Raw genomic sequence first — 26428 nt, forward strand, 5'->3', positions numbered from 1 at the left:
AACGGGTGGTCGGTCCGTCCTCCCACGCTAGCCACCTCCGTCCCCGCCCGCCCGCCGGGCGGCACCGCACGGGCCGGACCGGAATCCGGCGCGACGGCGCGACGGCACGACGGCACGACGGCACGACGACACGACGGCACGACGGAGGGACGGGGACGGGGGGACGGCACGACGGGGGACGCGATCCGTCCTGAAGCACGTCTTCCCCCCGGGACCCGGTTGTGCTTGCCTGGGGAGCCGTTTCGCAGGCCGGGGCGGGAGTCGCCGTATGCGCAAGCCGTGGGTCGTGGGAGTGCTGCTGGCCGTCGTGCTGCTCGGCGCGTGCACGGACCCGTCGTCCGGGCCGGAGGCCGGGCCACCGCCGCTCACCTCGCCGGAGGCGTCGGCCACCACGCACCAGCGGCCCGTCGCCCCGCCGAGTGCCCCGCCCGGGGAACCGCCGACGGTGCTGTACCTCGGGGACTCGCTGGCGATGGAGAACCAGAAGGTCCTCGGCGCGGAACTGCGCGCCCGCTACACGAGCGCGCCCCACTCGGGCACCACCCTCTGCGACTACCTGGAGGGGTCCGCCGAGCGGTCCCTCGTGCCGGCCACGGACAAGGCGGCGGCACTGGTGCGCTCGCTGCGGCCGGACTACGTGGTGCTGCAGTTCTGGGGCAACTCCTGGGGCTACACGCCGTGCATGGACGGGATCACCTACGACGCCTCGCGGGATGAGTACCTGGAGCGGTACGCGGCCGACGCCCGACGGCTCACCGAGCAGATCGCCGCCGCCGGGGGATCCCGGCGGCCCCGGATCGTCTGGGTGCTGCAGGGCCCCGACCCGATCACCCCCGACCGGGTCCGCCGGGTCAACGCGCTCTACGAGGAGCGGGCCGCCGCCTCCGGCGACCTCGTCGCGGACGCGGGACGGGCGGTGAGTCCGGCGGGGGCCCGGTACACCTGGACGCAGTACCTGCCCTGCGACGCCCACGAGCGGGCCCGCCCCGACTACTGCACCCAGCCCGGCCGCGACCGCACGGCCCTGCACCGGGACGACGACCACCTGCACTTCTGTCTGGCGCCCACGACGTCCAGGCCGAAACCCTGCCCGGTCCGCTCCCCCGGGATCCTGCGCATGGCGCGGGAGATCACCCGGGTGATCGGGGAACACGTCCGCGAGGACTGACCGGGCGACGATCAACTCGTTCGACACGGCACGCGTTCGCCGCCGGGACGGACGGCGTGTGCGCCGTGAGGACGCGTCCCGACGAAGTGGACATCGACGCCGCGCTGGTCGGCCGGCTGGTCGCCGGCCGGTTCCCCCGGCGGGCCGGGCTGCCGGTGGAGCGGCTGCGGTCCTCGGGGACCGAGAACGCCATGTTCCGTCTCGGCCCGGACCCGGTGGTGCGGCTCCCCCGGTACCCCGGTGCCGTCGAGGGCGTGGCGCACGAGCAGCGGTGGCTGCCCCGGCTCGGCCCGCTCCTGCCGTTGAGCCGGGACGCGCCGACGCGCGAGGCGATCGCGCACCTGACGGGGCGGATCGACACCGCCGCGGTGGCGGACCTGTGGGAGGAGGCGCTCGGGGTGCCGGAGCACACCGGTGCGCCGGTGTGCGCGCACCGGTGACCTGTCGCCGGGGAACGTGCTGGCCGGCGGCGTACGGCTGGCCGCGGTGATCGGCTTCGGCAGCGTGGGGGTGGGCGACCCCGCGGTGGACCTGATCGTCGCCTGGAACCTGCTGCCGGCCGAGGTCCGGGGCGTCTTCCGGGAGGCGGTGGGCGCGGGCGGGGCTGGGCGCTGTCGATCTCGCTGGTCCGGCTCCCGTACTACTGGGACACCAATCCGCCCCTGGCGGCCGACGCACGTCATGTGGTCAAGGAGATCCTGGCCGAACGCGGATAGGGCGGAGCCCCCGCGCACCGCCGGGCCCCGCCCCGCGCCGGCCGTCACTCGCCCGCGTACGCCCTCTCGAGGGCGGCGATGTCGAGCTTGCCCATGGACAGCATGGCCTTCATGGCGCGGTCCGCCTTCTCCTGGTCCGGGTCGCTGATCAGCTCGGTCAGTCGTGCCGGGGTGACCTGCCAGGACACGCCGAACCGGTCCTTGAGCCAGCCGCAGGGGCCGTGCTCGCCGCCGCCCTCGACGAGCTTGTCCCAGTAGTGGTCGACCTCCGCCTGGTCGGCACAGTCGACCTGGAAGGAGATCGCCTCGCTGAACGTGAACTCGGGCCCGCCGTTCAGCGCGACGAACTTCTGTCCGTTGGCCGTGAACTCCACGGTGAGGACGGAGCCCGTGGTGCCGTACGCGGACTCGGTGTTCCGGAGAACCCGGCCGACGCTCGAGTTCTTGAACACGGAGACGTAGAAGTCCGCGGCCTCCTCGGCCTGGCCGTCGAACCAGAGACACGTGGTGAATCCGTCGGTGGTCATGAGTACCTCCTGGGCGTGGAACGCGGTCATCAGTGTCGACCGCCACGGGCCCCGGAACTCATCGGCGGCGCGGCGGTTCGTTCCGGACGAGCGCTCTGCCCGTGGCGGATCTGCCACGGGCAGAGAAGGGTCCGTCCGACCCCGCCGCCGGTCGAGAGTGGGGACACGCGGCCGCGCCGGCCGCGTTCCCGACGAGCGACCAACAGGAGCGCCCATGTCTCCACTCACCGCCGGCCCGTGGCCGGCCGCGCTGCCCCGGGCCGAGGAGGGCGACACCCCGCACACCCGGTTCGACGACCACCTCGCCGCCCAACTGCTCGCCCAGCGGATCGTGCTGCTGGGCACCCAGGTCGACGAGGTCTCCGCGAACCGGGTGTGCGCGCAGTTGCTCATCCTGTCCGCGGAGGACCCGCGCACCGACATCAGCCTGTACGTCAACAGTCCGGGCGGCTCCGTGCACGCGGGTCTGGCGATCTACGACACGATGCGGCTGATCCCGAACGACGTCTCGACGCTCGCGATGGGGTTCGCGGCCAGCATGGGCCAGTTCCTGCTGAGCGTGGGCACGGCCGGCAAGCGGTACGCCCTGCCGAACGCGCGGATCATGATGCACCAGCCGTCCGCGGGGATCGGCGGCACCACCGCGGACATCGAGATCCAGGCGGAGAACCTGGACTTCATCAAGCGGACCATGGAACGGATCACCGCCGAGCACACCGGCCAGTCCCCGGAGACCATCTCGCGGGACAGCGACCGCGACCGCTGGTTCACGGCCGAGGAGGCCCGGGAGTACGGGATGGTCGACCGGGTGGTGGAGTCGCTCGACGACGTCCGCCCGGCCGCCACACGGCGCAGGATGGGACTGCAGTGATGGGGACGTACACGATTCCGAGCGTCGTCGAGCGCACCCCGCAGGGCGAGCGGTCCTACGACGTGTTCAGCCGGCTGCTGTCCGAGCGGATCGTCTTCCTCGGCACCGAGATCGACGACGGGGTGGCCAATGTCGTCATCGCGCAACTGCTCCACCTGGAGTCGGCGGCCCCGGAGAGCGAGATCGCGATCTACCTCAACTCCCCCGGCGGCTCGTACACCTCGCTCATGGCGATCTACGACACGATGACGTTCGTGCAGGCCCCGATCTCGACCTTCTGCGTCGGGCAGGCGGCGTCCACGGCGGCCGTGCTGCTGGCCGGCGGGGACCCGGGGCGGCGGTTCGTGCTGGAGCACGCGCGGGTGCTGCTGGGCCAGCCGGCCGCCGGCGGTGCGCGGGGCACGGTCTCCGACCTGTCGCTCCGGGCCAAGGAGATGGTGCGGATCCGCTCCCAGGTGGAGGAGGTGCTGTCCCGGCACACGCACCACGACGTGGCGACGCTGCGCGCGGACATGGACCGCGACAAGGTGTTCACGGCGCAGGAGGCCGTGGCGTACGGCCTGGCCGACGAGGTGCTGAGCCGGCGCCTCGTACGGGTGTGAGGCGCCGGACCACGCGGAACGTCAGGCCGCCAGGCACAGCCCGTCGTACGAGGAGCCGGACGCTCCCCGGCTCGCGCCGAGCCGTCGGCCGGTGACGCGGACGAGCTCTCCGTGGGCCCGCGCGAGCAGGTCGCCGAGGCCGAGCCCGAGGGCCTGGGCGGCGGCCGCGAGGACCTCCGAGGAGGCCTCCTTGCGGCCCCGCTCCACCTCCGACAGGTACGGCATCGAGATCCGGGCCGCCTCGGCGACGTCCTTCAGCGTCCGTTCCTGGGCCAGCCGTTCCCGGCGCAGCACGTCGCCCACGAGGTCGCGCCACAGCGGCTCTCTGACGGCGGGGGCGGGAGCGGACGGAGCCGGGGCGGGGGCCGGACCGGGCGGCGGGGCGGCGGGGCGCACGGGCCCCGGACGCTCGGCCGTCGGCCGCAGGGGGATGACACGGGCGTGGTTCGACGCTTCACGGTTCACCCCTTCAGCCTAGGAATCCCGGCCCCGGGGGGAAGGGAGCGGCATTCCGCCCTGAGTGAAGAGGGCCGGTGCGGCGTGTCCGGGCGCGGCCCGGGCTGCCGTGCGGGCCCCTCCCCCGTACCCTCGGTCGTACGGGTGAGGAATGCGTCGGCTCGACCTGGGTACCCGCACACCCGGAAGGGCCCGGGCACATGTCGGCCGTGACGTTCGTGGGAGAGGCAAGGGAGACCGCCGTGATCCGGTCGCAGGCACAGGTCGTCGACGAGCACACCGAGGCCGGGACGGGCGACGGAAGCCTGCCCGGGGTGGCGGACCCGCGGACCGTCGCTCCGCGCGACGCGAGGGAGCTGTCCCGTCAGTTCTTCCGCCGCCTGGCGGAGCTGGAGGAGGGCACGCACGAGTACCAGTACGCGCGCAACACCCTCATCGAGATGAACATGTCCCTCGTGCGGTTCGCCGCCGGACGGTTCCGCGGCCGCGGTGACGACATGGACGACATCGTGCAGACCGGCATGATCGGCCTGATCAAGGCCATCGACCGGTTCGAGCTCTCGCGCGAGGTCGAGTTCACCTCCTTCGCGCTGCCGTACATCGTCGGTGAGATCAAGCGTTTCTTCCGTGACACGACCTGGGCCGTGCACGTGCCGCGCCGGCTCCAGGAACTGCGGGTCGAACTGGCCAAGGCCCGCGAGGAACTCGCCAGCCGGCTGGACCGGGAACCCACGGTCGCCGAGCTCGCCACGCTGATGAACATCACCGAGGACCAGGTCATCGAGGGGCAGATCGCCGCGAACGGGTACAACTCCTCGTCACTGGACGCCGCCCTCACCGGTGACGGCCCGGAGAACGGTGAGGCCGTCCTCGCCGACTTCATCGGTGTGGAGGAGGAGGGGCTGAGGCTCGTCGAGGACTTCCACGCGCTCGCCCCGCTCATGGCCGAGCTCAGCGAGCGCGACCGGCGGATCCTCCACATGCGGTTCGTGGAGGAGGCCACCCAGGCGGAGATCGGCGAGCGCCTCGGCTGCTCGCAGATGCACGTGTCCCGTCTGATCAAGCGGATCATCGCCCGACTGCGCGAGGGCATGCTGGGCGAGCTCGGCTGCGCCTGACCGGCGGTCGCTCAACTGCCGTCGAGGCTGAGCACCGCGCGCACGCACTTGCCGACCGGCACCCGCTCCACGCTGACGTCCCGGGCCAGCGCCCGCACGATCTCCAGACCGTGCCGGCCGACGCGCCGGGGGTCACGGGGGAAGACGCGGGGCAGTGTGGCGCTGCTGTCGTAGACCGCCACCGTGAGCGAGGCGGCCGTTCCCTCCAGCTCCAGGATGTACGGTCCGTTGCTGTGCCGGTCGGCGTTGGTGACCAGCTCGCTCACCACCAGCAGGACCGCGCCGTCCACCCGCTCGTCGATCGTGGCGCACCACTCGGTCCTCAGTTGTTCCAGGAAGAGCGCGGCGAAGGACCGCGCCTCGGCGATGCATCCCGGCTCGCCGGTGAAGTGTGCCGCCCGCCGCAGCGGTTCCACGGGCACGTCGAAACCAGTCGGTATCACTGCCCCGTCCAGGTGGTAGGTCATGCGTTTCTCTCTGGGAAGCCGGGTCGGCCGGACGTTCATGCACCAGTCCTGGTACCCCGAGTCCGGCGGCGCAGTCCCCTTGGATCGGTGTTCGCCTCCATGGGGCGGGGAACCCGGGTCCCGCCGGGTCCGGCGCGTACGGGTCCGGACGGGGGCCGCCCGGTACGGGGCGGACGCCGGCCCGGCGGGAAGGGCGTGTCATGAACGAGCTGATGGCGGTGCGGAGCCTGACGACCCTGCCCGTGGTGACGCTGGGCGGGGACGCCGTCGCCCATGTCAAGGACACCGTCTTCGACGCCTCGGCCGTGCGGATCACGGGCTTCACCCTCACCGGACGGACCCTGCTGTCGGGACCGCTGCCGCAGGACCTGCCCTGGCCGGCGGTGCACTGCCTGGGCCACCACGCGGTCATGGTCCGCGGACGGGAGGCGCTGTGCGACGTGCCCCTGTCGGTGGCGCGCCGGGACGCCCTGCACGGACGGCTGCTCGGGGCGCGGGTGGTGACCGACGCGGGCGACGTCGTCGGCACGGTGCTCGACGTCCTCGTCGAGGGGGGCACCAGCGGCCGGGTCGTCGCCTTCCGGCTCGCCGCGCACCGGGAGTTGGTGCACGGCTCCCGGCACCGCCGGCACCGGGTGTACGTGCCGCGGGGCGAGGCGCTGAGCGCCTCCGGCCGGACGCTGGTGATCCCCGCGCGCGCGACCGCCTACGTCACCGACGACCTGCCCGGCTTCGCGGCCCGTGCCGGAGCCCACCGCGACCGTGGGAGGAGCGCACCGCCATGATGCTGTTCTCCCGGGTGCGCGGGCTGCCCGTCCTGACGCCGGGTGGCGCGGACCGTCTGGGGACCGTGCGGGCGCTGACGGTCGACGCGGCGTCGGGAAGGGTCACGCACGTCCGGGTACGGCGCGGGTGGCGGCACGGGGAGACCGTGCTGGCCCTGGGCACCGTGGAAGCCGTCGGTCAGGACGGACTGGTCGCGCGCCCTCCGGCCGGCCGGACGGAGGCGCCGCCGCACCGTGACCTGCTGGGGAGCCGGGTGCTCACCGAGTACGGCGAGGAGCGCGGCACCGTGCTCGACGCGGCGTTCGACCCGGCCGACGGCCGGATCGAGGCGGTTCTCACGACGTTCGGCGAGGTGCCGGCCGACCGTCTGCTGGGGCTCGGCGACCATGCCCTGGTGGTACGGGCCGACCGCCCGCACCGCCTTTAGTGCGCCTGGCTAGGACGCCGGGCTGAGCTCCGACCTCGGCTGGGGCTGTGACCCCGAGCCGGGCGGGGGCGGTTCCGGGGAGCCGGGCCCCGGGGAGTCGTACCCCGGAGAGTCGGGCCGGGGGGAGTCGGACCCCGGGGAGCCGTACCCCGGAGAGTCGGGCCGGGGGGAGTCGGACCCCGGAGAGTCGGACCCCGGAGAGTCGGGCCGGGGGGAGTCGGACCCAGGGGAGTCGCTGTTCGCGGGTCCGTCGGTGGTGGACCCGTCGGTGGTGGATCCGTCGGTGGTGGATCCGTCGGTGGTGGACCCGTCGGTGGTGGACCCGTCGGTGGTGGACCCGTCGGTGGTGGACCCGTCCCTCGGCTCGGTGTCCGGCGAGGACGAGGCGGTCCGCTTGGCGGGACCGTCCCACGGAGTGGGATCGTCCGGCGGTGGTGTGGCGCGGTCCTTCTTGCCCGTGTCGCCCGGCCGCCGCTCGAACCAGTCCCCGGTCTCGGGGTCCTGGACGACGAACTTCTCGACGGGCCGCGGCGCGGGTTGGATCACGACGGTGCTCGAGGGGCTGAAGCCCGGCCAGGGCTTGCCCGTGTAGCGCGACTCGGACTGCTCGACCGGTTTGGTCAGCGGGTTGCCGCAGGCGCACCGCACGCGTGGCATGCCGAGGTCGTCGACGAGCACGGCCGTGCCCGCCTGGAGGACGGCCTGGTACTCGGTGGCGGCGCCGTCGCGGTAGCCGTGGTTGGTGACCCGGGTGTCCACGCGCAACTGCAGCGGGGTGAGCGAGCGCAGGTAGGAGGGGACCTCCGAAGACTTGACGCCGGCCACCGAGGCGAACGCCCCGTTCTTGTCCGGCACCTCGCTCAGGTAGTCGATCTGCCGCTCCACGTCGCAGCTGGAGGCGTCGCGGGTGCCGCCGTAGAGACCGGGCTGCCCGCCCTGGACGCCGCGCAGCTCGTTCACCGAGCCGGACTCGGCGGTCGGGGAGGGGGTGACCGGTGGGGGCGAGCTGTGCCTGGCCGTCGACTTGGTGAACGGGTCGGGACCGGCCGCGTTCGCGGCCTGCAGGAAGATCTCCCCGCCGCCGGCTTCGGCACCGCCGTCGGGACGGACGAACACCACCGCGAGGAGCACGGCGGCGGCCACGGCCGCGGCGAGCACCCCCAGACCGGGCAGGGACTTCCACCACGGACGGTGCTCCGGGCCGGGCGGCCCCCCGCCTCCGTCCCCGCCCCTGCTCGGCGGCTGCGAGGGCGGACCGGAGGGCGGCGGTCCGGGTGGCCCGGACAGCGGCCCGGAAGGAGGTCCGATGGGCCGGTCGGCTGACGGCGGTTCGACGCTCACGAGTTCTTCTTCCCGCGCGGATGGTCCCGCGGCACTCGCACACTGCACCGCTTCCGGACGGTGCATTCCGCTTTTTCTCCTATGAGTTCATTGTGTGCTCCGGTCCGGTGCCGTCCGCAAGCCGACGCGGACGGACCTCCCGGCGGGCGTCGCCCGCCGCCCCTGCTTAGCGTGGCAGCGTGAGCTCACGCACCCTCTCCGACCGGGCGGCCGCCCGGCACGGCTGGACGCAGGCCCTCGTCACGGTGCTCGGCGGACTGGTCGCCATGGGTGTGGTGGCCGCGCTCGGGCTGTGGGCGGCCGGCGCCGCGGACCTGCCGGACGGTTCCTTCCCCCGGGTGGTCGCGGCGACCGTGGTCACGGCCGTCGGAGGCACCGTGGAGCTCTCCGGGGACGCCGGCGCGCTGGCCGACGCGGAGGGTGGCCTGGCGGTCATCCCGCTGTCCGTCACCCTCACCGGGGCGCTGGTCGTCGGCTGGGGTTTCCTGCGCCCGCTGCGGCACCGGGCGGTCGCCGGGGCTCCCGAGCTGGCCGGACGGGCCGCGCGGGTCGCCGCCTTGTGGCTGCTCGCGCTGCTCGCCCTGGCGCTCGCCGCGCGGCACACGTTCGAGATCTCCCTCGAGGACGGGCCGCTGGGCGATCTCGGTGACCTGTTCGGCATCACGCCCGAGGTCGGTTTCTCCACCGCCGTTCCGTCGACCGTCCTCGTCGGCCTGGTCTGGCTGGCCGGGGTGCTGGTGCTGGCCCTGCTGGTGTCGCGCGGTTCCCCGCTGCCGGGCCGGCTGCTGCGCCTGGAGACGTCGGTGCGGCCCGCGGCCCACGCGATGGTGCAGCTGCTGCTCGCCTACGTCGTGATCGGTCTCGTCGTCGCGCTGGTCGTCGCCGCCACGCGCGGGCATCCGGCCGAGACGTTCGCCGTGGTCCTGCTCGGGCTGCCCAACGTGGCCTGGCTGGCGCTGACGGTCGGGCTCGGCGCCACCTGGGACGGCAGGGTGGACGGACCCTTCGGGCTGCCCATGCCGCAGGTGCTGGACGCGGTGCTGCGCACACCGGACGTCTCCACGCTGAACCTGGGCACCCTCGCCGAGCACGACGGCCGGGTGTGGTGGCTGGTGGTGGCCGACGCGGTGCTGCTGCTGGCCACGGCCTTCGTCTCGGCGGCGCGGTCCCCGGTCCGGGTCCGGGCCTGGCGGCACGCGGTGCACATGGCGGTGGCCCTGGCGCTCACGGTGCTCATGATCTGCCTCACGGCCCGGATCGACGCGCGGATCGGCCTGTCCGTCCTCGGCATCGGCGATCTGGGCGAGGGTCTCTCCGGGCAGGTGCTGCTGAGACCGCGGCTGTGGAGCGCCCTGGGTCTGGCCTTGCTGTGGGGCCTGGTCACGGGGTTCGCCGGGGCGCTGCTGGCGCGGGGGGTGCGCCGGTGGGGCGGGGCCGTTCGCTGACCCGGTTCACGCCCACGGGCCGAACACCGGCTGCGCCCAGCGCGGCGGCGGCTCGGGCCGGTACGCACCGGGCCCGGGCACCCGCAGGTCCCGCACGGTGGCCGGGTGGCCGGTCTCGGCCGTGCCCGCGGCCGGGCTCCCCCCGTCCTCGGTGGCGGTGCGCAGGGCGGTGACGAAGTCCCGGCAGGAGTCGTAGCGGTCGTCGGGGTTCTTCGCCAGGGCCCTGGCGAGGACGGCGTCGGTCCGCGGGGCGAGGTCGGAGCGGTCGGCGGTCAGCGCCGGCGGGTCGTCGTACTGGTGCGCCCACAGCAGGGCCATGTCGTCGTCCCGGCGGAACGGCGGATGGCCGGTGAGGGCCTCGTGGACGACGCAGGCGAACCCGTAGACGTCGCATCGGGCGTCGACCGGGCGGCCGGAGATCTGTTCGGGGGCCACGTAGTCGAGGGTGCCGACGAACTGGCCGACGGTGGTGAAGCCGGTCAGGGACAGCGACTTCTTCGTCAGACCGAAGTCGGTGAGGTAGACGTGCTCGGGGTGGTCGCTGTCGGTGCCGCGGGAGACGAGGATGTTGCCGGGCTTGACGTCCCGGTGCACCAGTCCGTGCTCGTGGGCGGCGTCGAGCGCGGACGCCACCTGGGCGGCGATGCGCAGGGCGGTGGGCAGCGGCAGCGGCCCCTCGCGGTCGAGGAGGTGGCGCAGGTCGCTGCCGGGGACGTAGCGCATCGCGATGTAGAGGATGCCGTCCGTCTCCCCCGCCTCGAAGATGGGGACGATGTTCGGGTGGTCGATCGCCGCGGCGGTGCGGGACTCGTGGGTGAAGCGACGGCGGAAGGTGTCGTTGCGGGCGAGTTCCGGGGCGAGCAGCTTCAGGGCGACGGTGCGGTCCAGGCGCAGGTCCCGGGCACGGTAGACGACGGCCATGCCGCCGCGGCCGATCTCGGTCTCGACGCGGTAGCCCGCGATCTGCCGGCCGATCAGTTCGGAGAGGCGGCCCGCGAACCGGCTCGTGTCACTGGTCATCGCAGGTCACCGTCGGGGCTCACGACACGGGTGGGTTCACCGGGCGTCCCGCGGGTGGGCTCATCGGGCGTCCCGTGAGCGGGCTCATCGGGCATCGGGCGGGTGGGCGCGGGGCCGGGAGAGCGCGGAGCGGTGCGGGGCGCCTCGTCGGCGGCGTAGGTGTGCAGCCGGGTGCCGTCGGTGTACAGCCATCGTCCGTGGTCGGGGTCGTAGAGCCAGAGGGACTCCCCGTCGACGACGACTCCGAGGCGCAGGCCCAGGGTGAGTGCGCCGAAGCCCTCCCCGTCGAGATCGCCGTGCATCAGGCCCTCGACGGCGGAGCGGTAGCGGCTCAGTGCCTCCTCGGCCCGGATCAGCAGCGGGCGCGGGTCGGCGGTGCGTGCCATCGGGGCGTCGGGGGCGGTCGGGTCCTGGGGCACGGCGACCAGGAGGCGGCCGTCGACCCAGGCGGACCAGCCGTTGGAGCACTGCACGTGCCCCCAGTCGCCGCGCCGCTCCACGAGCCGTACCGGCAGCAGCGGGTCGAGGCCGACGGTGGGCCGGGCGGGGTCGGGCTCCTCCCAGGCGGGCAGCCCGTGCTGCGGTACGACGTGCGTGGGCCGGAAGCCGGGGGCCGTCATCGTCGGCACCTACTTCCGCATGACGGCCGGCTCGTGGCGCCGCAGCAGGCGGGACACCAGCAGGCCGAAGACCAGCGACAGGACGAGCAGCATGCCGATGTCGCGCAGCCACACGTCCGCCGTGTGCGCGAAGAGCGGATCGCCGCTCAGGTCGCCGGGCGAGAGCCGGCTCAGATCGACGGTGCCGGCCATCGCGGCGAACCCCCAGCGGGCGGGCACCAGCCAGGCCAGCTGCTCCAGGAGGAGCACGCCGTCGAGCGACAGCAGGGCGCCGCAGAAGACGACCTGGACGATGGCGAGCAGCACCAGCAACGGCATCGTCGCCTCCTCCTTGCGGACCAGTGCGGAGACCAGCAGACCGAGCACCATCGCGGAGAACCCGAGCAGCGCGACGGCGACGGTGATCTCGACAAGGGGCGGCATCAGCACTCCTTCGCCGCCGGGCACGTTCAGGTCCACGCCGAGCAGCGCGACGAGGGTCAGCACCACGGCCTGGAGCACGGTGACCGCGCCGAGCACGATCACCTTGGACATCAGGTACGCCGATCTGGACAGGCCCACGGCCCGCTCCCGCTGGTAGATCACCCGTTCCTTGACGAGTTCGCGCACCGCGTTGGCCGCGCCGGTGAGGACGGCGCCGACGCACAGGATGAGCAGGGTGTTCATGGCGGACCTGCGCGTCAGCTCACCTCCCGCGAGGGCCCGCGCCATGGCGCCCATCACGAACGGCAGCGCGATCATGATGGCGAGGAAGGTGCGGTCCGCGGCGAGCGCGGTGGCGTAGCGGCGGACCAGGGTGCGCAGTTGGGCGCCCCAGCTGCGGGGCCTGGGCGGGGGCCCCACGACGACCGGCTCCTCGCGGGGCCGCCGGGGCTGGGCGGCGGCCTCGGCGACGTACCGCCGGTGGAAGGGCGAGTCGCGGTACTCCCCCGCCCAGTCCCGGTCCTGGTGCTGCTCGAACGCCTCGAAGGCCTCCGGCCAGTTCTCGAAGCCGAAGAAGGCGAGGGCGTCACCGGGCGGACCGTAGTAGGCGACCCTGCCGCCGGGGGCGAGGACGAGGAGGCGGTCGCAGACGTCCAGGCTCAGCACGCTGTGGGTGACGACGATGACGGTCCGGCCGTCGTCGGCGAGGCCGCGCAGCATGTGCATCACCGAGCGGTCCATGCCGGGGTCGAGGCCGGAGGTCGGCTCGTCGAGGAAGAGCAGCGACGGCTTGGTCAGCAGTTCCAGCGCGACGCTGACCCGTTTGCGCTGCCCGCCGGACAGGCTGTGCACGTGCTGGCGGGCCCGCTCCTCGAGGCCGAGTTCGCGGATCACCTCGTCGACCCGGGCCCGTCGTTCGGCCTTGGCGGTGTCCTGCGGGAAGCGCAGTTCCGCGGCGTAGGACAGGGCGGCGTGGACGGTCAGCTGGGTGTGCAGGATGTCGTCCTGCGGGACGAGCCCGATGCGCTGGCGCAGTTCGGCGTAGTCGTGGTACAGGTCGCGGCCGTCGTAGAGGACGGTGCCGTGGTCGGCGGGGCGCTGCCCGGTGAGCGCGTTCATCAGGGTGGACTTGCCGGCGCCGCTCGGGCCGACGACCGCGAGCAGGCACTTCTCCCCCACCGGGAAGGAGACCTGGTCGAGGAGGCGTTTGGTGCCCCGGTCGACGACGGCGGTGAGGTCCTGGACGTCGAGGCAGACCTCGCCGGTGTCGACGTACTGCTGGAGTTCGTCGCCGATCAGGCAGAAGTCGGAGTGGCCGACGCCGACGATGTCGCCGGGCCTGATGTCGGCCCGGTCGACCGGCACGCCGTTGAGGTAGGTGCCGTTGTGGCTGCCGAGGTCGACGATCTCGTACGTGCCGTCGGCGTGCACGTGCAGTTCGGCGTGGTACCGGGAGACGATCAGGTCGTCGACGACCAGGTCGTTGTCGGCGTCCCGGCCGATGCGGACGGTGCGGGTGGGCAGCGGCCGCACGGAGGCCGGCTGCCGGAAGATGTGGGTGAGGGCGGGGTGGGCGACCGCCGACGGCCGGTCGGGCGTGGGGGCGGCGAGGACCGCGCGGGGGCCGTCGTCGGGGTTGCCGAAGCGGATGACGCTGCCGGGGCCGACCTCCCGGGCACGGATGCGCCGGCCGTTGGTGTAGGTGCCGTTGGTGCTGTGCTCGTCCTCGACGGTCCAGTGGCCGTCCCCGGGGTGGAGCACCGCGTGGTGCCAGGAGACCCGGGCGTCATCGAGGACGATGTCACTCGACGGGTCGCGTCCGACGTGATAGTCGCGGACCGGAGTCATCCGGGTGGAGCCGGTCTCGGTCTCCAGCACGAGCTCCGGCGCGACCGGCTGCTCCGCCATGCCTGAATTCTACCGATGAGTCCGCTCGGGTGCCCGGCGTGAAGGGGCGGGGTCAGGCGACCGGGACGCCCGGCGCGCGGGCGGCACGCTGCATGCGCAGGGCGTCCACGGACTCGGCCAGCAGCTCGTACTCGGTGGTGTCGTCGCCGGTGGCGAGGCGCACCAGGCGCCCGGCGGCCAGCGCCTCGGCCACTTCCTCCTGCCGGGCGACGTCGCCGCACCAGGCGCGCAGCACGGTGGGCACGTCGGGCACGCCGTCGGGGACGGGGACGAGCGAGCCCGGCGGTAAGTGTTCGGCGTCGGGCTGCGGGTCGAGGCGCTCGGCGATCCAGGAGGCGCGGTCGCGCAGCCACCACAGGGCGAGGGCGAGGGTGGGCGCCCGGTAGGTGCCCAGCGGCACCCCGATGCGCCGGCCGTCGCAGACCCCGTACGCCGTGACATGGCACAGGAATTCGTCGTGCACGTTCCCCTCCCCCGCTGCGTTGCCCGCCCGCCGGGCGGGGTTCGCCGCCCGGCCGTGGCGCGCGTGCTGTGCGTGAGGGCGCCGTCGCGCGGTGTGAAGCGCTCTCGTTGTCGAGTATGTTCACCGCTGAATCACTGTCACCATGTGTTTCAGGACAGTCTCCTGGCATATTCACGGCCGCGGTTGGCCGAAACGCCGCGCGGGCCGTCCGTCGGCTGCACCGGCGCCCCGTCCCTACCCCTTGACGACGGCGTCGATGCGGGCCAGCTCCTCCGCGTCGAAGCCGAGGCCGCGGGTGGCCGCGACGCTGTCCTCCAGTTGCCGCGGGCTGCTCGCCCCGACCAGGGCGGAGGTCACCCGGCCGCCGCGCAGCACCCAGGACAGCGCCATCTGGGCCAGGGTCTGGCCGCGGGACGCGGCGATCTCGTTCAGCGCGCGCAGCCGGCCCACCAGCTCCTCGGTGAGGGCGTCGGTGTTCAGGAACGGGCTGTCGCTCGCGGCCCGGGAGTCCTCGGGGATGCCGTCGAGGTAGCGGGCGGTCAGCAGGCCCTGTTCCAGCGGGGAGTAGGCGATGGAGCCGACCCCGAGCTCGTCCAGGGCGTCCAGCAGGCCCTCGTCCTCCGGGCGGCGGTCGAGCATCGAGTAGCGCGGCTGGTTGATCAGCAGCGGGGTGCCCAGCTCACCGAGGATGCGGGCGGCCTCGCGGGTCTGCTCCGCGGAGTAGTTGGACACGCCGACGTAGAGCGCCTTGCCCTGCTGGACGGCCGAGTGCAGGGCGCCCATCGTCTCCTCGAGGGGGGTGTCCGGGTCGAAGCGGTGCGAGTAGAAGATGTCGACGTGGTCCAGGCCCATGCGGGTCAGGCTCCGGTCCAGCGAGGACAGCAGGTACTTGCGCGAGCCCCATTCGCCGTACGGTCCCGGCCACATCAGGTAGCCGGCCTTGGTGGAGATCACCAGCTCGTCCCGGTACGGCGCGAAGTCCGCCCTCAGCGCCTCGCCGAGCGCGGACTCGGCGGCGCCGGGCGGCGGGCCGTAGTTGTTGGCGAGGTCGAAGTGGGTGACGCCGAGGTCGAAGGCGCGGCGCAGGATGGCACGCTGGGTCTCGGCCGGGCGGTCCGGACCGAAGTTGTGCCACAGGCCGAGCGAGAGCGCGGGGAGCTTCAGGCCGCTGCGTCCGGTGCGCCGGTAGGGCATGTCCGCGTAACGGTCGGGGTGTGCGGTGTACAACACGACTCCAGAGGGGTTGGCACAGGTCTCGGCGGTTCCGGCGAACCGCCGCTCCACTCTGTCGTGACCTGGAGGCAGTGGTCCAACAGGAGAATCCGATGGGATTCAGCGGATACGCTTCTCAATCATGGAACTGCGCCACCTCCAGCACTTCGTCGCCGTCGCCGAGGACCAGCACTTCACCCGGGCGGCGGAACGGCTGATGGTCTCCCAGTCGGGCCTGTCCGCCTCGATCCGCGCCCTGGAGCGCGAGCTGCAGACGCCGTTGTTCGTGCGGACGACGCGCAGGGTGACGCTCACCGAGGCCGGACGGGCGCTGCTGGCGGAGGCCGAGCGGATCCTGGCGCAGGTGCGGGCGGCGCACGAGGCGGTGGCCGCGGTGCAGGGCGTGCTGCGCGGCACGCTCGCGCTGGGCACCGAGCAGTGCATCGCCGGAGTGCACGTGGCGGAGCTGCTCGCCGCGTTCCGGCGACGGCACCCGGACGTGGAGATACGGCTGCGGCAGTGGGGCTCGGCCGCGCTGGCGGAGGAGGTGTCGGCGGGGCGGCTGGACCTGGCCTTCGCGTACCGCACGGAGGCGGACTCGGAGCAGCTGCGGTCGGTGTCGCTGACCGTCGAGCCGATGACCGTGCTGTGCCATCCGGACCACCGGCTCGCCCGCGCCGGGGCGCCGCTGACCCCGCACGACCTGGGCGAGGAGGTGTTCGTCGACTTCCACCCGGACTGGGGCCCGCGCCGCGCCACCGACGCCGCGTTCGCCGTCGCGGGCGTGCGGCGCACGGTGGCGCTGGAGGTCAACGACGTGCACAGCCTGCTCGACCTGGTCGACGAGAACCTCGGCGTCGCCGTCGTCCCGCGCCACTTCCGGCACAAGCGGGCGTCCCTGACCGCGCTGCCGCTGAAGGACACCGGTGAAGCGGCCTACGAGACGGTCGCCCTGCTCCCTCCGGCGCAGGCCACGAGTCCGGCGGCCCGGGCGCTGATGGATCTGCTGGAGAACGGGGCGCGTGAGGCGCGGTGATGCGCGAGGGTGGACCCATGCATGCCAAGGACATCCTCATCGACGGCTTCGGCCGCGTCCGGGAAGAGGTCCACGCCGCCGTGGAGGGCCTGGGTCCCGACCGGCTCAACGCCCGCCCCGGTCCCGACGCCAACTCCGTCGCCTGGCTGATCTGGCACCTCGCCCGGGTCCAGGACGACCACGTCGCCGACGCCTTCGGCCTGGACCAGGTGTGGCTCACCGAGGACTGGGAGAAACGCCTCGGGCTGGGTCTGCCGCGCCGCGACACCGGGTTCGGCCACACGGCTGCGAAGGTCGCCGAGGTGCGGGTCGACTCCGGTGACCTGCTGACCGGCTACTACGACGCCGTGCACGAGCAGACGCTCGGAGCGCTGCGCTCACTGGCCGCCAAGGACCTGGAGCGGATCGTGGACGAGCGCTGGGATCCGCCGGTCAGCCTGGGCGTGCGGCTGGTCAGCGTCCTGTCCGACGATCTGCAGCACGTCGGACAGGCCGCCTACGTACGGGGGCTGCTTCAGAGCGCGGACGCGTAACCGGGCAGGACCACGTCCCGGATCAGGGCGCTGCGCTCGTCGAACGGCAGGAACGCGCTCTTGACGGCGTTCACCGTGACGGTGCGCAGGTCCTCGACCGTCCAGCCGGCCTGTTCCACCAGCAGGCACATCTCGCGGGTCATGGTGGTGCCGGACACCAGTCGGTTGTCGGTGTTGAGGGTGACGCGGAAGCCGAGGTCCTTCAGCGCGGTGATCGGGTGCTCGGCGATCGAGGTCGCGGCGCCGGTCTGGAGGTTGGAGGTGGGGCACATCTCCAGGGCGATCCTGCGGTCCCGCACCCACCCGGCCAGCCGGCCGAGCTTGCCGGCCGCGAGGTCGGGGATGTCGTCGGTGATGCGCACGCCGTGTCCGATGCGCTGGGCGCCGCACACCTGGAGGGCCTGGTGGATGCTGGGCAGACCGTGGGCCTCGCCGGCGTGGATGGTGAAGGGCACGCTCTCGCGGCGCAGGTGCTCGAAGGCGGCGAGGTGGTCGGCGGGCGGGAAGCCGTCCTCGGCGCCGGCGATGTCGAAGCCGACGACCCCGGCGTCCCGGAACGCGACGGCCAGGTCGGCGGCCTCGCGGACGCGGTCGAACATCCGCATGCCGCAGAGCAGGGTGCCGACCCGGACGGGCGTCCCGGCGGCGGCCGCCTTGGCCATGCCGGCGGCGAGGCCCTCCTGGACGGTCTCCACGACCTCGCCCATCGTCAGCCCGCCCCGGGTGTTCAGCTCGGGGGCGTAGCGCACCTCGCCGTAGACGACGCCGTCGGCGGCGAGGTCGAGCACGTACTCCTCGGCGGTGCGCAGCAGGCCCTCGCGGGTCTGCATCACGGCGAGGGTGTGCTCGAAGGTGGCGATGTAGCGGACCAGGTCACCGGAGTTCGCGGCCTCGACGTACCAGGCGGCGAGCTCGTCGGGGTCGGTGGTGGGCAGGGTGTGGCCGACCGCCTCCGCGAGCTCCACCACGGTGGCGGGGCGCAGGCCGCCGTCGAGGTGGTCGTGCAGGACGGCCTTGGGGAGGCGACGGATCAGTTCGGCGTCTACGCGCGTAGCAGTCATGGCGGGGTCTTTCCTCGGACGAGCGGTTCGAAGCGGTGGAAGAGGGTCAGCCGGCGGGCTGGAGCAGGTCCCAGCGGTTGCCGTACAGGTCCCGGAAGACGGCGACCGAGCCGTACGGCTCGTGGCGCGGCTCCTCCAGGAAGGTCACGCCCGCGGCGGTCATCCGGGCGTGGTCGCGGGCGAAGTCGTCGGTGTGCAGGAAGAAGCCCACCCGCCCGCCGGTCTGGTCGCCGACCCGGGCGCGCTGCCGCTCGTCCTTGGCCCGGGCCAGCAGCAGCGCGGCGCCGGTGCGCCCGCCGTCCGGTTCGACGACGACCCAGCGGGAGCCGTCCGGCCGGGGCGTGTCCTCGGCGAGCCGGAAACCGAGGGCCTCGGTGTAGAAGCGGATCGCCTCGTCGTAGTCGTCGACGACGAGGGTGACCAGGGCGACGCGTCTCATCGTGACCTTTCGGGAGGTGGGGTCGACCGGAGAGGTTATACGTAAAACCCACGGATGCGCCAGTCCCGGGCGGTCACCGCGGCGTCCCTGCACGCCCTTCCGTCCACGGGGGATCCGGTGACGCGTCCCGGCCGGACCGGTCCGGCTCCTCCCCGGTGAGGCGCGACGCGCCCGCCGCCTTCCCGGCGAGGCGGTCGGAGTCGCCCGGTGCGCCGGGACGGGCGGGTCGCCCGGTGCCCGGGTGCCGGTGACGGCGGAGTCCCGCACGCCCGCCCTGGGACCGCGGGGCTCCTCTACGGATAGGTGTAGGTGTTGAGGGCGGCGACGGCGGACGCCGGGTCGCCGAGCTCGTAGCGGTCCACGGCGAGGTAGTTGGGCTTCTTGCGGGCGGCCGGCTGGCAGAACCGGCGGGCGCGGTCGGCGAGTTTGGAGTTGTCCGTGCCCGCTGTGGAGGCGAGCGCGGCGTCCCGGAAGTGGTTCATGACGAACAGCGGGCGGAAGCCGGGCTCGGTGCGGGTCAGCGGGATGTCGGTGCCGGCGTCGTACCAGCGGCTGTAGCAGGACCAGTCGGACGCGCCGACGCCCGGCCCCATGGACCAGTGGTTCTCGACGGTCCACTCGCGCTGGTACATCACGCCGAAGCTGTCCCGGGTCAGCCCGGCGGCCCGGTCGGCGGCGCGGCTGTGGTCGGTGAGGATCAGCAGCCGGTGCCCGGCGGCGGTCAGGTCGGCCAGGGCCGGCCAGCCGTTCTCGCGCACGCCGGTGCGGTCCGGCCGGTAGAGCACGTCCGGCAGCCCTCGGACGCGGGCGAGTTCGGCGCGCAGCACGCCCGGGTCGACGTGGTCCTCGAGGAAGACGGTGACGAACTGGTCGGGACGGGCGTGGAGGAAGTCGACGATCCGCTGGAGGTCGACCCACAGGGCGACGGGTCTGCGGACCAGCGTGCAGCTGTTGTGGCACAGGATCGCGCCGTCCGGGGTCTGGTGGATGTCCAGCATGAATCCGCGGACGCCGTCGGCGAGTTGGCGTTCGATGCCCCGGGTCTGGTTGGGGAAGAGGTCGACGAACGGCGGGGCGAAGCCGCCGTCGACCCCGTTGGCGTAGGCGTTGTGGGCGGTGAGGAAGGTGACCTGGTCCAGGGTGCGCCGGTCCCGGGGCGGCATGGGGTGGGTGACCGGGCCGACCGGGGTCAGGTACCAGGCGGCGAGGCCGTCCGTGCCGGTGCCGACGGCGAGCGCGGCGGGGTGGGTGGCGCCCGGCGCCTTCGGCGCGACGGTGAGGCGGCGGTCGGCGCCGGGGACGGCGAGGGTGAACCGGTCGGCCCCGGCGGGGGTGATCTCCCAGGGGGCGTCCGGACCGGTACAGGCGACGGTCCGGGCCCGGTCTCCGTCACGGCCGAGACAGACGCCCGGGCGGTCGGTGTTCTCCAGGAGGTACGCGGCGCCGTCGGCCCGGAGGTTCCACTGCTGGCGGTCCTCGTCGCCGCGGGGCCTGTGCTGCTCGACGGTTCCGGCGCTGTCGGCGGCGTTCAGCCCGGTGGTCGCGCTCTGGACGTAGTAGGTGCCCGGCGGCGGTACGGCGTCGGCCCCGGCGGCGGGCGCCGGCGCCACGACCGCCGCGGCGAGCGCGGCGGCCATGACGGTCGTGGTGAGCGGGGCGTGGGGGGTGCGCATGGCGGATGCCCTTCGTCCGAAGGACGGCCGGGCGCACGCGGGGTGCGCCCGGGCCGCGACCCAACTGTGGTCAGGTGCATGACGCCATGCCCCACCGTCCCCCGTCAGCAGTACAGGTTGCCGCCGGGTGACGTTCCGAGGATCTGGGTGAACTGCTGGTACTTGGCCACCCTGCTCTGCACCTGGGCCGGGTTCCTGCCGTCGCACTCCAGGGAGCCGTTGATGCTGCGGATCGTCTGGCCGAAGCCGGCCTGGTTGACCATGGCGTTGTGCGGGGTCATGGTGCCGGGGCCGGACTGGGTGTTCCAGTACCACAGGGCCGTCTTCCAGGCGACGGCGGCGTCGTTCTGCACCAGCCAGGGGTTGTTCAGCAGGTCGATGCCGAGCGCGTCGCCCGCCGCCTTGTAGTTGAAGTTCCAGCTCAGCTGGATCGGTCCGCGCCCGTAGTAGGCGGCCTGGCCGGCCGGGCAGCCGTAGGGCTGCCCCCAGTCGCAGTAGTGCGGGTAGTTGGCGGTGTTCTGCTCGACCACGTGCACCAGACCGCCGGTCTCGTGGCTGACGTTGGCCAGGAAGGCGGCGGCCTCCTGCTTCTTCACCGTGTCGCTGCCGGTGTTGGCGAAGCCGGGGTAGGCGCTCAGGGCGGCCGTGAGCCCGCTGTAGGTGTAGAAGGGATTCCGGTTCGGGAACATCTGGTTGAACTGCGCCTCGGTCACCACGAATTTCCCGGCCGGCGTCCCGGGGCCGTTGTCACAGGCGTACGGCTCCCAGTACCAGGTGCTGATCGTCGGGTCGTAGCCCGGGTTGGCGTGTTCGGCGATGTACGCCCGGCCGTCGGTGTAGCGCACGATGTCACCGGCGTTGTACGCCTTCCCGGCCACCCAGTTCGGGTAGCTGGAGCACGCGGCGGCGGAGGCCGGTGCGGCGGGGAGCAGGACCGGCGCGCCGCCGGCCAGGACGACGGCGGTCAGCACGGCGGAGATGCGGCGTCTCGACAAGGGGTCAACTCCTTTTCGGGACACGGCCGCTCCCGGGCGAGGGCACGCCTGAGCGGAACCTGGCCGCACGCGCCGGCGGAGCCGGTCACGGCGTGGGGGCGGCCGTGGTGGGGGGTGTGGAGCACACTCAACCGCTTTGGTCTGTACCAGTCAAGGGTGTAGACCAGTCGTCCCGAATCGTCCGCCGCGCCCGCCGCTCCCGGCACGCGGCCGGCACCGCCGGAGAGGGCGCCACCCGGCGAGAGCGCGGCGCGTTCAGTCGTCCTCCGAGGACGGGACCAGCACGAGGAACGCGTCCGACTCCAGGTCCATGACGACCGTCGCGGGCTCGCCCTCGGCGCGGTACCGGGCCGCACACTCCTCCGCCGGCCAGGACCCGCGCGGGGATCCCGCGGGGAAACGCTCCAGCACCTTCGCTCCCGTCACGGCGGTCATGGGGACGGACACCTCCTGTCGGCCTGTGCTCGTGAAGGCCGTCGTCTTCCGTGTGTTCTCCGCACCTTCCGGCTGCCCGGGATCGGAACGCACATGCACGTACGGGCGGGTACGGAGACGCCCCCGGCCGAAGGCGCGTCAATCCCGCGCCGTCCCAAGCTCCTTGGCGAGCCGGCCCGGCCACCGGGTGACCCGTCCGGGGTCCAGCGCCGGGGCGGGCACCAGCGGGGAGCGCACGACCAGCGCGTCGAGGAGGACGCCGAAGGCCGCGACGGAGGCGACCTGCGCCGGGAAGGCCCGGGGGGACCACCCCGCCGGTGCCGACCGGTCCGCGCAGCACGCCCCGTCGGGCTCCGTGCCGCAGTGGCCCCCCCGACCCGGGACACGGGGAGGATGCCGCAGTCGACGCCGAGGGCCGCCAGGAACACGAAGCCGCACACCGGCACCGACGGATCGGTGCCGGTGAAGCCGAACGCGTGCGGGAACAGCGGGGCGCAGACCCCGGGCGCGGCCGGGAAGTCGGCCGCGACGGCGGCGACGAGCAGCGCGGGCACCGGCAGCGAGCGCGGCAGCACGGTCAGCACCAGGAAGGTGTCGCGGCGGGCCCGGCCACCCGGACCGTGGGGCCCGGTACCTGTTCGGCCGCCGTGCGGATGCCCCGGACGGGATCGCCGGGCAGGTCCCGCCGACGACGACCGGGGTGCCGGCGAGGGAGGCGAGCGCGCGGGTGGCCTCGGGCTGCCGGAAGGCCTTCTGCTCCTCGACGGCCTCCGGCGACTCGGCGCTGCGCGCAGGACGGGGACGAACCGGCGGGCCCGTCGGGATGAGGCGGTCACCGCGCTCCGGGCGCGGCGGGAGTCACCTCGGCGAAGAACGATCCCAGTGGCTGGAGTGCGGTGCGGGCGCGATCGTGGACCACGCCGGTTCCGCCGGTGCGGCCGGGACCGGCGCGGTCAGTTCCCCCCGGAGGTCCCGTGGAGTGCGAGTTCCTCGTTCAGTGCGGCGAGGAACCGCAGGGCGACGGCGAGTTCGGAGTCGTCGAAGCGGGAGAGCGCCGAGCCCGCGGCCTGCGCGAGCGGGCGGAAGTACGTCCGGGCCGCCGTCTTGGCGTCGGCGGCGTAGTACAGGTGGACCACCCTGCGGTCGGCGCTCTCCCGGACCCGGGTGACGTGTCCCGCGCGTTCCAGCCGGTCCACGCACGCGGTCACGGCCCCGGAGGTGAGCCCGAGGTGCTCCCTGAGCCGGCCCGGTGTCATCGGCTCGTCCGCGTCCAGGATCGCCGCGAGCGCCTGGACGTCGGTGACGTGCAGCCCGTTGCGGCTCGCGAAGCCGTGGACCATGCGGTTGATCTCGCCGTTCATCCGGCGCAGTTGGACGGCGAAGGCCTGGAGGTCGGCCGGCTCCGGCGTCCGGGGCGTCCCGCGCTCCGCCGCCTGCCGCTCCGCGTCGTCTGCTGTGACCACACGATCACCTTATAGAAGACACCGGCACCCGGAGGACGCCATCCACTTCATTCTTCAACCGAAATCTACACATAAGGGAAAAGTGAGAGCAGAATAAGGATACGCGGCGCTCACCGCGTACCGCACCAGCCGCGGTCAGGCCTGCTAGTCAAAGGAGACGACTCATGGCCAACGTCTCGCACCCGCGCGGTGACATCACGAGCCACCCCGACGCTTCCGAGATGCGGGCACGGTACGACCGCGTGCTCGGCGGTCGTGACGTGGCCCTCGTGGACGGACCGGTGTTCCTGCTCGGTCTGTACTGTGCGGTGTCCCCGTGGATACTCCACTACACGACGAGCCAGCCCGCGCTCGTGGCCCACAACCTGATCGTGGGCATCGCGATCGGTCTGCTCGGCCTGGGGTTCACCGCGGCCCCGGCGCGCATGTACGGCCTCAGCTGGGCCATGTGCGCCCTGGGCGTGTGGATGATCGTCTCGCCGTGGATCGTGGGCGACGGCCCCGACGCCGGCGTGATCTGGAACAACATCGTCATCGGTGCCCTCGCCCTGCTCCTGGGCACGATCTGCGCCGGCACGGCGGCCAAGAGCGTCCCCAGGCGGTAGCCACGGCCGGGAAGGAAGCCCGACGCCGGTCCGCGCCCCGCGGGACCGTCCTCACCGCTGCGGGGCACGCGCTCCGCAGCGGAGGTCGTGAGGAAGAGGGGCGAAATGGAGATCGACGGCATCATCAGCGCCCTCGTCATCGGTGTGGTCATCGGTGTCCTGGGCCGACTCGTGGTCCCGGGCCGCCAGCGCATCGGAATCCTGTGGACGATCCTCGTCGGCATCGTCGCCGCGCTCATCGGTTCGGCGACAGCCGCCGCCCTCGGGGTGGCCGACACCAGGGGCGTGGACTGGGTGGAGTGGCTGATCCAGATCGGCCTCGCCGCACTCGGGGTGGTCGCCCTGGACCGCGCCAGGACATCCCGCTGACCGGCCCCCGGCAGTCGGGGGCGGACACGGAGGACGGGTCCGGCGGGGGCACCGAGCGGTGCCGCCCACCGGACCCTCGCCCGTCCCCGGATCCGCTCCCCACCGCGTCCCCGCGCATCGCGACGTGACCGTCCCGGACTCCCGGACGCACCGGGATCCAGCCCGGCTCCCGTTCCGCCTTCGCCGTGGACACCCGCGGCGCCGTGGACATCACGGCGTGCGCACGCCGTCGGCCGCGGTCGTCAGGGGCGGGCCAGCCACTTCTCGTACCAGGTCACGGTGGCGTCCACGGTCTCCTCCAGCGGCGTCGGCCGGATGCCGAAGGCCTGCTCGAAGGCCGAGGAGTCCATGATCTGGGGCTCGGTGTGCTGGTAGAACATCTCGGCGTACTCGGCCATGAACTCCTCGTCGAACGGGCCGAAGGGGCGCGGCTCCTCCAGGACCACGACGTTCAGGGGCCGGCCGGTCCGCCGCTCGATCATGGCGTGGATCTCCCGCGTGCTGACGGCGGGCGCCGTGGGCAGGTGCCAGACCCGGCCGTCGCCCTCGGGCCGCTCGCCCAGGGTGGCCAGACCGGCGGCCACGTCCTCGATGCCGGTGTGACTGCGCGGCAGGTCCAGGTCGCCGAGCCCCAGCACCTCGCCACCGGTGAGCGCGCCCGGGAACACGGCGGCGCCGAGGGAGGAGTTGAGCACGCCGGGGCCGACGAAGTCGGCGGAGCGGCCGAGGACGATCCCGGCGCGGCCCTCGCGGTGCGCGGCGAGGTACCGCTCGTCGAGCGCGGCGCGCATCCGGCCCTTGCGGCTGGTCGCCCGCCACGGGGTGTCCTCGGTCATCACCGCCCCCCCGGTCTCGCCGTACGGGTAGAGCGTGTCGAGGACGACGAGACGGGCCCCGGAGGCCTCGACCGCGCCGAGCACGGCCTCCTGGAGCCGGGGCATGACCTCGACCTGGAGGTGATAGGCGACGTTGGCGCAGTGGTACACCACGGCCGCGCCCGCGACGGCCGCCCGGGCGCCCTCGGCGGTTCCGACGTCTGCGGCGTACCGCTGGACGCCGGCGAGCGCGGGTCCGTCCCCCCTGCGGTCGACGAGCCGGACGGGGTGGCCGCGGCGGGCGAGTTCCCGTGCGAGGGCGGTGCCGGCGGGTCCGGAGCCGAGGACGGCGTGCAGGGCGCGGGAGTCGGTGGCGGCAGCGGACATGACGGTCTCCTCGGGTCGGCGCGCGATCGGCTGCTTATCGGATGTCGCGACAGTTAGAGACTATAACTGTCGCGACATGCGTCAGCAAGAGCTGCATGCCGGAACGACAGATGCGGCGGTGGTGCCTCGCCCGCGTCGCCGGGGAGGCCGGCCCCGCCCGGACCGGACCGGGGAGTGCCTGGTGGCCCCTTACGAGGTCACGACGTCGGCACGTACACGTACGGAGTCGTCGTGGTCAGGGGGGCGAAGCCGAGGCGTTCGAGGATGGGGCGGCTCTGGTCGGAGGCGTCGACCTGGAGGTAGCGGTAGCCGCGCTCCGCGGCGGCCCGGGCCCGGTGGGCGACCAGTGCGCGGTAGAGGCCCCGGCCGCGCCAGGCCCGTACGGTGCCGCCGCCCCAGAGCCCGGCGAACCCGGTGCCGGGGACCAGCTCCATCCGGGCGGCGCTCACCGGCTGGTCGCCGGCCAGGGCCACGACGGCGACGACGGTGTCGGGATCGGCCGAGAGCCGGTCGAGCAACTGGTGGCGCAGCCGGGACGCGTCGGCGCCGAACGCCTTCTCGTGCACGTCGGCCACCAGGTCGACGCCCGCCCGGTCGGTGACGGGCACGAGGCGGATGCCCTCGGGCGGCTCGGTGTCGAGGGCGAGGCCGGCCACCTCGCCGACCATGAGGGTCTCCTCCGGCTCGGGCGTGAACCCGGCCGCCACGAGCCGCCGCCCGAGGTCCGCCGGCAGGTCGTGGCCGTACAGCTTCCACTCGAACGCGCGGCCGAGCCCGGTGAAGTGCGCGATCTGCTCCGCGATCGCCGCGTCCGCGTCCGCCTCGTCCAGGGCGGACCAGACGACGCCGTTCCAGCCGTGCGCGGGGGCGGTCTGCCGCACCACACCACCGGTGCGCTCGACGCGTGCGCCGGGCCCGTCGGGCCGCGCCTCCCGGCGCAGGTCACGGTCGAACAGGGCGAGCACCGCGGTGTGATCCGTGTGGTCCATGCGGCCGACTCCACCACGGGTCCGGCGCCGGGGACAACGGGATTACGGGGCCCGCGGC

The 26428-nt window shown here is 73.4% G+C and carries 28 protein-coding genes and 1 pseudogene; 12 read left to right on the forward strand and 17 right to left on the reverse strand.

Annotation, left to right across the window (positions count from 1 at the left end):
- Window positions 1-268 precede the first annotated feature (268 nt).
- Window positions 269-1168, forward strand: coding sequence for an SGNH hydrolase domain-containing protein (locus FHS37_RS17865; RefSeq protein ID WP_184822317.1), 900 nt, complete (start codon window positions 269-271; stop codon window positions 1166-1168).
- A gap of 56 nt (window positions 1169-1224) precedes the next feature.
- Window positions 1225-1884 (forward strand): annotated as a pseudogene (locus tag FHS37_RS17870) (phosphotransferase).
- Between the two features lie 44 nt (window positions 1885-1928).
- Here the strand turns inward: FHS37_RS17870 and FHS37_RS17875 are convergent.
- Entirely contained in the window at window positions 1929-2411 is a 483-nt protein-coding gene (locus FHS37_RS17875; protein WP_184822319.1) for a VOC family protein, read from the reverse strand.
- Between the two features lie 214 nt (window positions 2412-2625).
- Here FHS37_RS17875 and FHS37_RS17880 point away from each other — a divergent pair, with 214 nt between their 5' ends.
- Both FHS37_RS17880 and FHS37_RS17885 read left to right on the forward strand, forming a co-directional pair.
- Window positions 2626-3282: an ATP-dependent Clp protease proteolytic subunit gene (locus tag FHS37_RS17880; protein WP_184822321.1), complete on the forward strand. Its 657-nt coding sequence runs from the start codon at window positions 2626-2628 to the stop codon at window positions 3280-3282.
- Entirely contained in the window at window positions 3282-3884 is a 603-nt protein-coding gene (locus FHS37_RS17885; protein ID WP_184822323.1) for a ClpP family protease, read from the forward strand. Before FHS37_RS17880 ends, FHS37_RS17885 begins: the two co-directional genes overlap by 1 nt.
- 21 nt (window positions 3885-3905) lie before the next feature.
- Here FHS37_RS17885 and FHS37_RS17890 read toward each other — a convergent pair whose 3' ends face one another.
- Window positions 3906-4349, reverse strand: a complete 444-nt coding sequence (locus tag FHS37_RS17890; RefSeq protein ID WP_308436694.1) for a helix-turn-helix domain-containing protein — start codon at window positions 4347-4349, stop codon at window positions 3906-3908.
- A 191-nt stretch (window positions 4350-4540) separates the two neighbouring features.
- Here FHS37_RS17890 and FHS37_RS17895 point away from each other — a divergent pair, with 191 nt between their 5' ends.
- Entirely contained in the window at window positions 4541-5458 is a 918-nt protein-coding gene (locus FHS37_RS17895) for an RNA polymerase sigma factor SigF (RefSeq protein WP_184822325.1), read from the forward strand.
- An 11-nt stretch (window positions 5459-5469) separates the two neighbouring features.
- On the opposite strand, the gene FHS37_RS17900 is transcribed toward FHS37_RS17895, so the two are convergent.
- On the reverse strand, window positions 5470-5925 hold the full coding sequence (locus FHS37_RS17900) for an ATP-binding protein (RefSeq protein ID WP_184822327.1): 456 nt from the start codon (window positions 5923-5925) through the stop codon (window positions 5470-5472).
- Between the two features lie 200 nt (window positions 5926-6125).
- Here FHS37_RS17900 and FHS37_RS17905 point away from each other — a divergent pair, with 200 nt between their 5' ends.
- A complete protein-coding gene (locus FHS37_RS17905) occupies window positions 6126-6710 on the forward strand; it encodes a PRC-barrel domain-containing protein (protein ID WP_184822329.1) in 585 nt (194 codons plus the stop codon).
- Window positions 6707-7138 carry a PRC-barrel domain-containing protein gene (locus tag FHS37_RS17910; protein WP_184822331.1) on the forward strand — a complete coding sequence of 144 codons (432 nt, stop codon included), beginning with the start codon at window positions 6707-6709 and terminating at the stop codon, window positions 7136-7138. The genes FHS37_RS17905 and FHS37_RS17910 overlap by 4 nt, the downstream gene beginning before the upstream one ends.
- A 9-nt stretch (window positions 7139-7147) precedes the next feature.
- Here the strand turns inward: FHS37_RS17910 and FHS37_RS17915 are convergent, their stop codons facing one another.
- Window positions 7148-8296 carry a DUF6777 domain-containing protein gene (locus FHS37_RS17915; protein ID WP_229889753.1) on the reverse strand — a complete coding sequence of 383 codons (1149 nt, stop codon included), beginning with the start codon at window positions 8294-8296 and terminating at the stop codon, window positions 7148-7150.
- A 362-nt stretch (window positions 8297-8658) separates the two neighbouring features.
- Between FHS37_RS17915 and FHS37_RS17920 the strand changes: the two genes are divergently transcribed.
- Window positions 8659-9924 (forward strand): streptophobe family protein, encoded by a 1266-nt coding sequence (locus tag FHS37_RS17920; protein WP_184822333.1) that lies wholly within the window; start codon window positions 8659-8661, stop codon window positions 9922-9924.
- Between the two features lie 6 nt (window positions 9925-9930).
- Here FHS37_RS17920 and FHS37_RS17925 read toward each other — a convergent pair whose 3' ends face one another.
- From FHS37_RS17925 to mgrA, 5 genes are all read right to left on the reverse strand, one after another.
- Window positions 9931-10944 carry a serine/threonine-protein kinase gene (locus tag FHS37_RS17925; RefSeq protein WP_184822335.1) on the reverse strand — a complete coding sequence of 338 codons (1014 nt, stop codon included), beginning with the start codon at window positions 10942-10944 and terminating at the stop codon, window positions 9931-9933.
- Window positions 10941-11564 (reverse strand): SH3 domain-containing protein, encoded by a 624-nt coding sequence (locus FHS37_RS17930; protein WP_184822337.1) that lies wholly within the window; start codon window positions 11562-11564, stop codon window positions 10941-10943. The genes FHS37_RS17925 and FHS37_RS17930 overlap by 4 nt, the downstream gene beginning before the upstream one ends.
- A 9-nt stretch (window positions 11565-11573) precedes the next feature.
- Entirely contained in the window at window positions 11574-13895 is a 2322-nt protein-coding gene (locus tag FHS37_RS17935) for an ABC transporter ATP-binding protein/permease (protein ID WP_184822339.1), read from the reverse strand.
- A gap of 52 nt (window positions 13896-13947) precedes the next feature.
- Complete coding sequence (locus tag FHS37_RS17940; RefSeq protein ID WP_184822340.1) at window positions 13948-14358, reverse strand: hypothetical protein; 411 nt, start codon at window positions 14356-14358, stop codon at window positions 13948-13950.
- A 234-nt stretch (window positions 14359-14592) separates the two neighbouring features.
- A complete protein-coding gene (gene mgrA, locus FHS37_RS17945) occupies window positions 14593-15585 on the reverse strand; it encodes an L-glyceraldehyde 3-phosphate reductase (protein WP_221499981.1) in 993 nt (330 codons plus the stop codon).
- A gap of 127 nt (window positions 15586-15712) precedes the next feature.
- Here mgrA and FHS37_RS17950 point away from each other — a divergent pair, with 127 nt between their 5' ends.
- Together FHS37_RS17950 and FHS37_RS17955 are read left to right on the forward strand one after the other, a co-directional pair.
- Window positions 15713-16606, forward strand: coding sequence for a LysR family transcriptional regulator (locus FHS37_RS17950; protein WP_184822344.1), 894 nt, complete (start codon window positions 15713-15715; stop codon window positions 16604-16606).
- A gap of 17 nt (window positions 16607-16623) precedes the next feature.
- Window positions 16624-17139 (forward strand): mycothiol transferase, encoded by a 516-nt coding sequence (locus tag FHS37_RS17955; RefSeq protein ID WP_184822346.1) that lies wholly within the window; start codon window positions 16624-16626, stop codon window positions 17137-17139.
- Here FHS37_RS17955 and FHS37_RS17960 read toward each other — a convergent pair.
- The 6 genes from FHS37_RS17960 to FHS37_RS17985 form a co-directional block, all read right to left on the reverse strand.
- The gene (locus FHS37_RS17960; protein WP_184822348.1) at window positions 17121-18200 is read right to left on the reverse strand and encodes an adenosine deaminase; all 1080 of its coding nucleotides are present in this window, start codon (window positions 18198-18200) and stop codon (window positions 17121-17123) included. The genes FHS37_RS17955 and FHS37_RS17960 overlap by 19 nt on opposite strands.
- A 46-nt stretch (window positions 18201-18246) precedes the next feature.
- Complete coding sequence (locus FHS37_RS17965) at window positions 18247-18639, reverse strand: VOC family protein (protein ID WP_184822350.1); 393 nt, start codon at window positions 18637-18639, stop codon at window positions 18247-18249.
- Between the two features lie 293 nt (window positions 18640-18932).
- Entirely contained in the window at window positions 18933-20312 is a 1380-nt protein-coding gene (locus FHS37_RS17970) for a PI-PLC domain-containing protein (protein WP_184822352.1), read from the reverse strand.
- Window positions 20313-20416: 104 nt separating this feature from the next.
- Window positions 20417-21307, reverse strand: a complete 891-nt coding sequence (locus FHS37_RS17975; RefSeq protein ID WP_184822354.1) for a glycoside hydrolase family 19 protein — start codon at window positions 21305-21307, stop codon at window positions 20417-20419.
- A gap of 255 nt (window positions 21308-21562) precedes the next feature.
- Complete coding sequence (locus tag FHS37_RS17980; protein WP_184822356.1) at window positions 21563-21742, reverse strand: DUF8839 family protein; 180 nt, start codon at window positions 21740-21742, stop codon at window positions 21563-21565.
- A 953-nt stretch (window positions 21743-22695) separates the two neighbouring features.
- On the reverse strand, window positions 22696-23205 hold the full coding sequence (locus FHS37_RS17985) for a MarR family winged helix-turn-helix transcriptional regulator (RefSeq protein ID WP_184822357.1): 510 nt from the start codon (window positions 23203-23205) through the stop codon (window positions 22696-22698).
- A gap of 164 nt (window positions 23206-23369) precedes the next feature.
- Here FHS37_RS17985 and FHS37_RS17990 point away from each other — a divergent pair, with 164 nt between their 5' ends.
- Together FHS37_RS17990 and FHS37_RS17995 are read left to right on the forward strand one after the other, a co-directional pair.
- Window positions 23370-23810 (forward strand): SPW repeat protein, encoded by a 441-nt coding sequence (locus tag FHS37_RS17990; RefSeq protein ID WP_184822360.1) that lies wholly within the window; start codon window positions 23370-23372, stop codon window positions 23808-23810.
- A gap of 105 nt (window positions 23811-23915) precedes the next feature.
- Entirely contained in the window at window positions 23916-24179 is a 264-nt protein-coding gene (locus tag FHS37_RS17995) for a GlsB/YeaQ/YmgE family stress response membrane protein (RefSeq protein WP_184822362.1), read from the forward strand.
- Window positions 24180-24421: 242 nt separating this feature from the next.
- Here FHS37_RS17995 and FHS37_RS18000 read toward each other — a convergent pair whose 3' ends face one another.
- Both FHS37_RS18000 and FHS37_RS18005 read right to left on the reverse strand, forming a co-directional pair.
- Window positions 24422-25381 (reverse strand): NAD-dependent epimerase/dehydratase family protein, encoded by a 960-nt coding sequence (locus tag FHS37_RS18000; protein WP_184822364.1) that lies wholly within the window; start codon window positions 25379-25381, stop codon window positions 24422-24424.
- Window positions 25382-25578: 197 nt separating this feature from the next.
- Entirely contained in the window at window positions 25579-26370 is a 792-nt protein-coding gene (locus FHS37_RS18005; RefSeq protein WP_184822366.1) for a GNAT family N-acetyltransferase, read from the reverse strand.
- Window positions 26371-26428: the final 58 nt, after the last annotated feature.

This window comes from Streptomyces griseomycini (assembly GCF_014203535.1).
Lineage (GTDB): Bacteria > Actinomycetota > Actinomycetes > Streptomycetales > Streptomycetaceae > Streptomyces > Streptomyces griseomycini.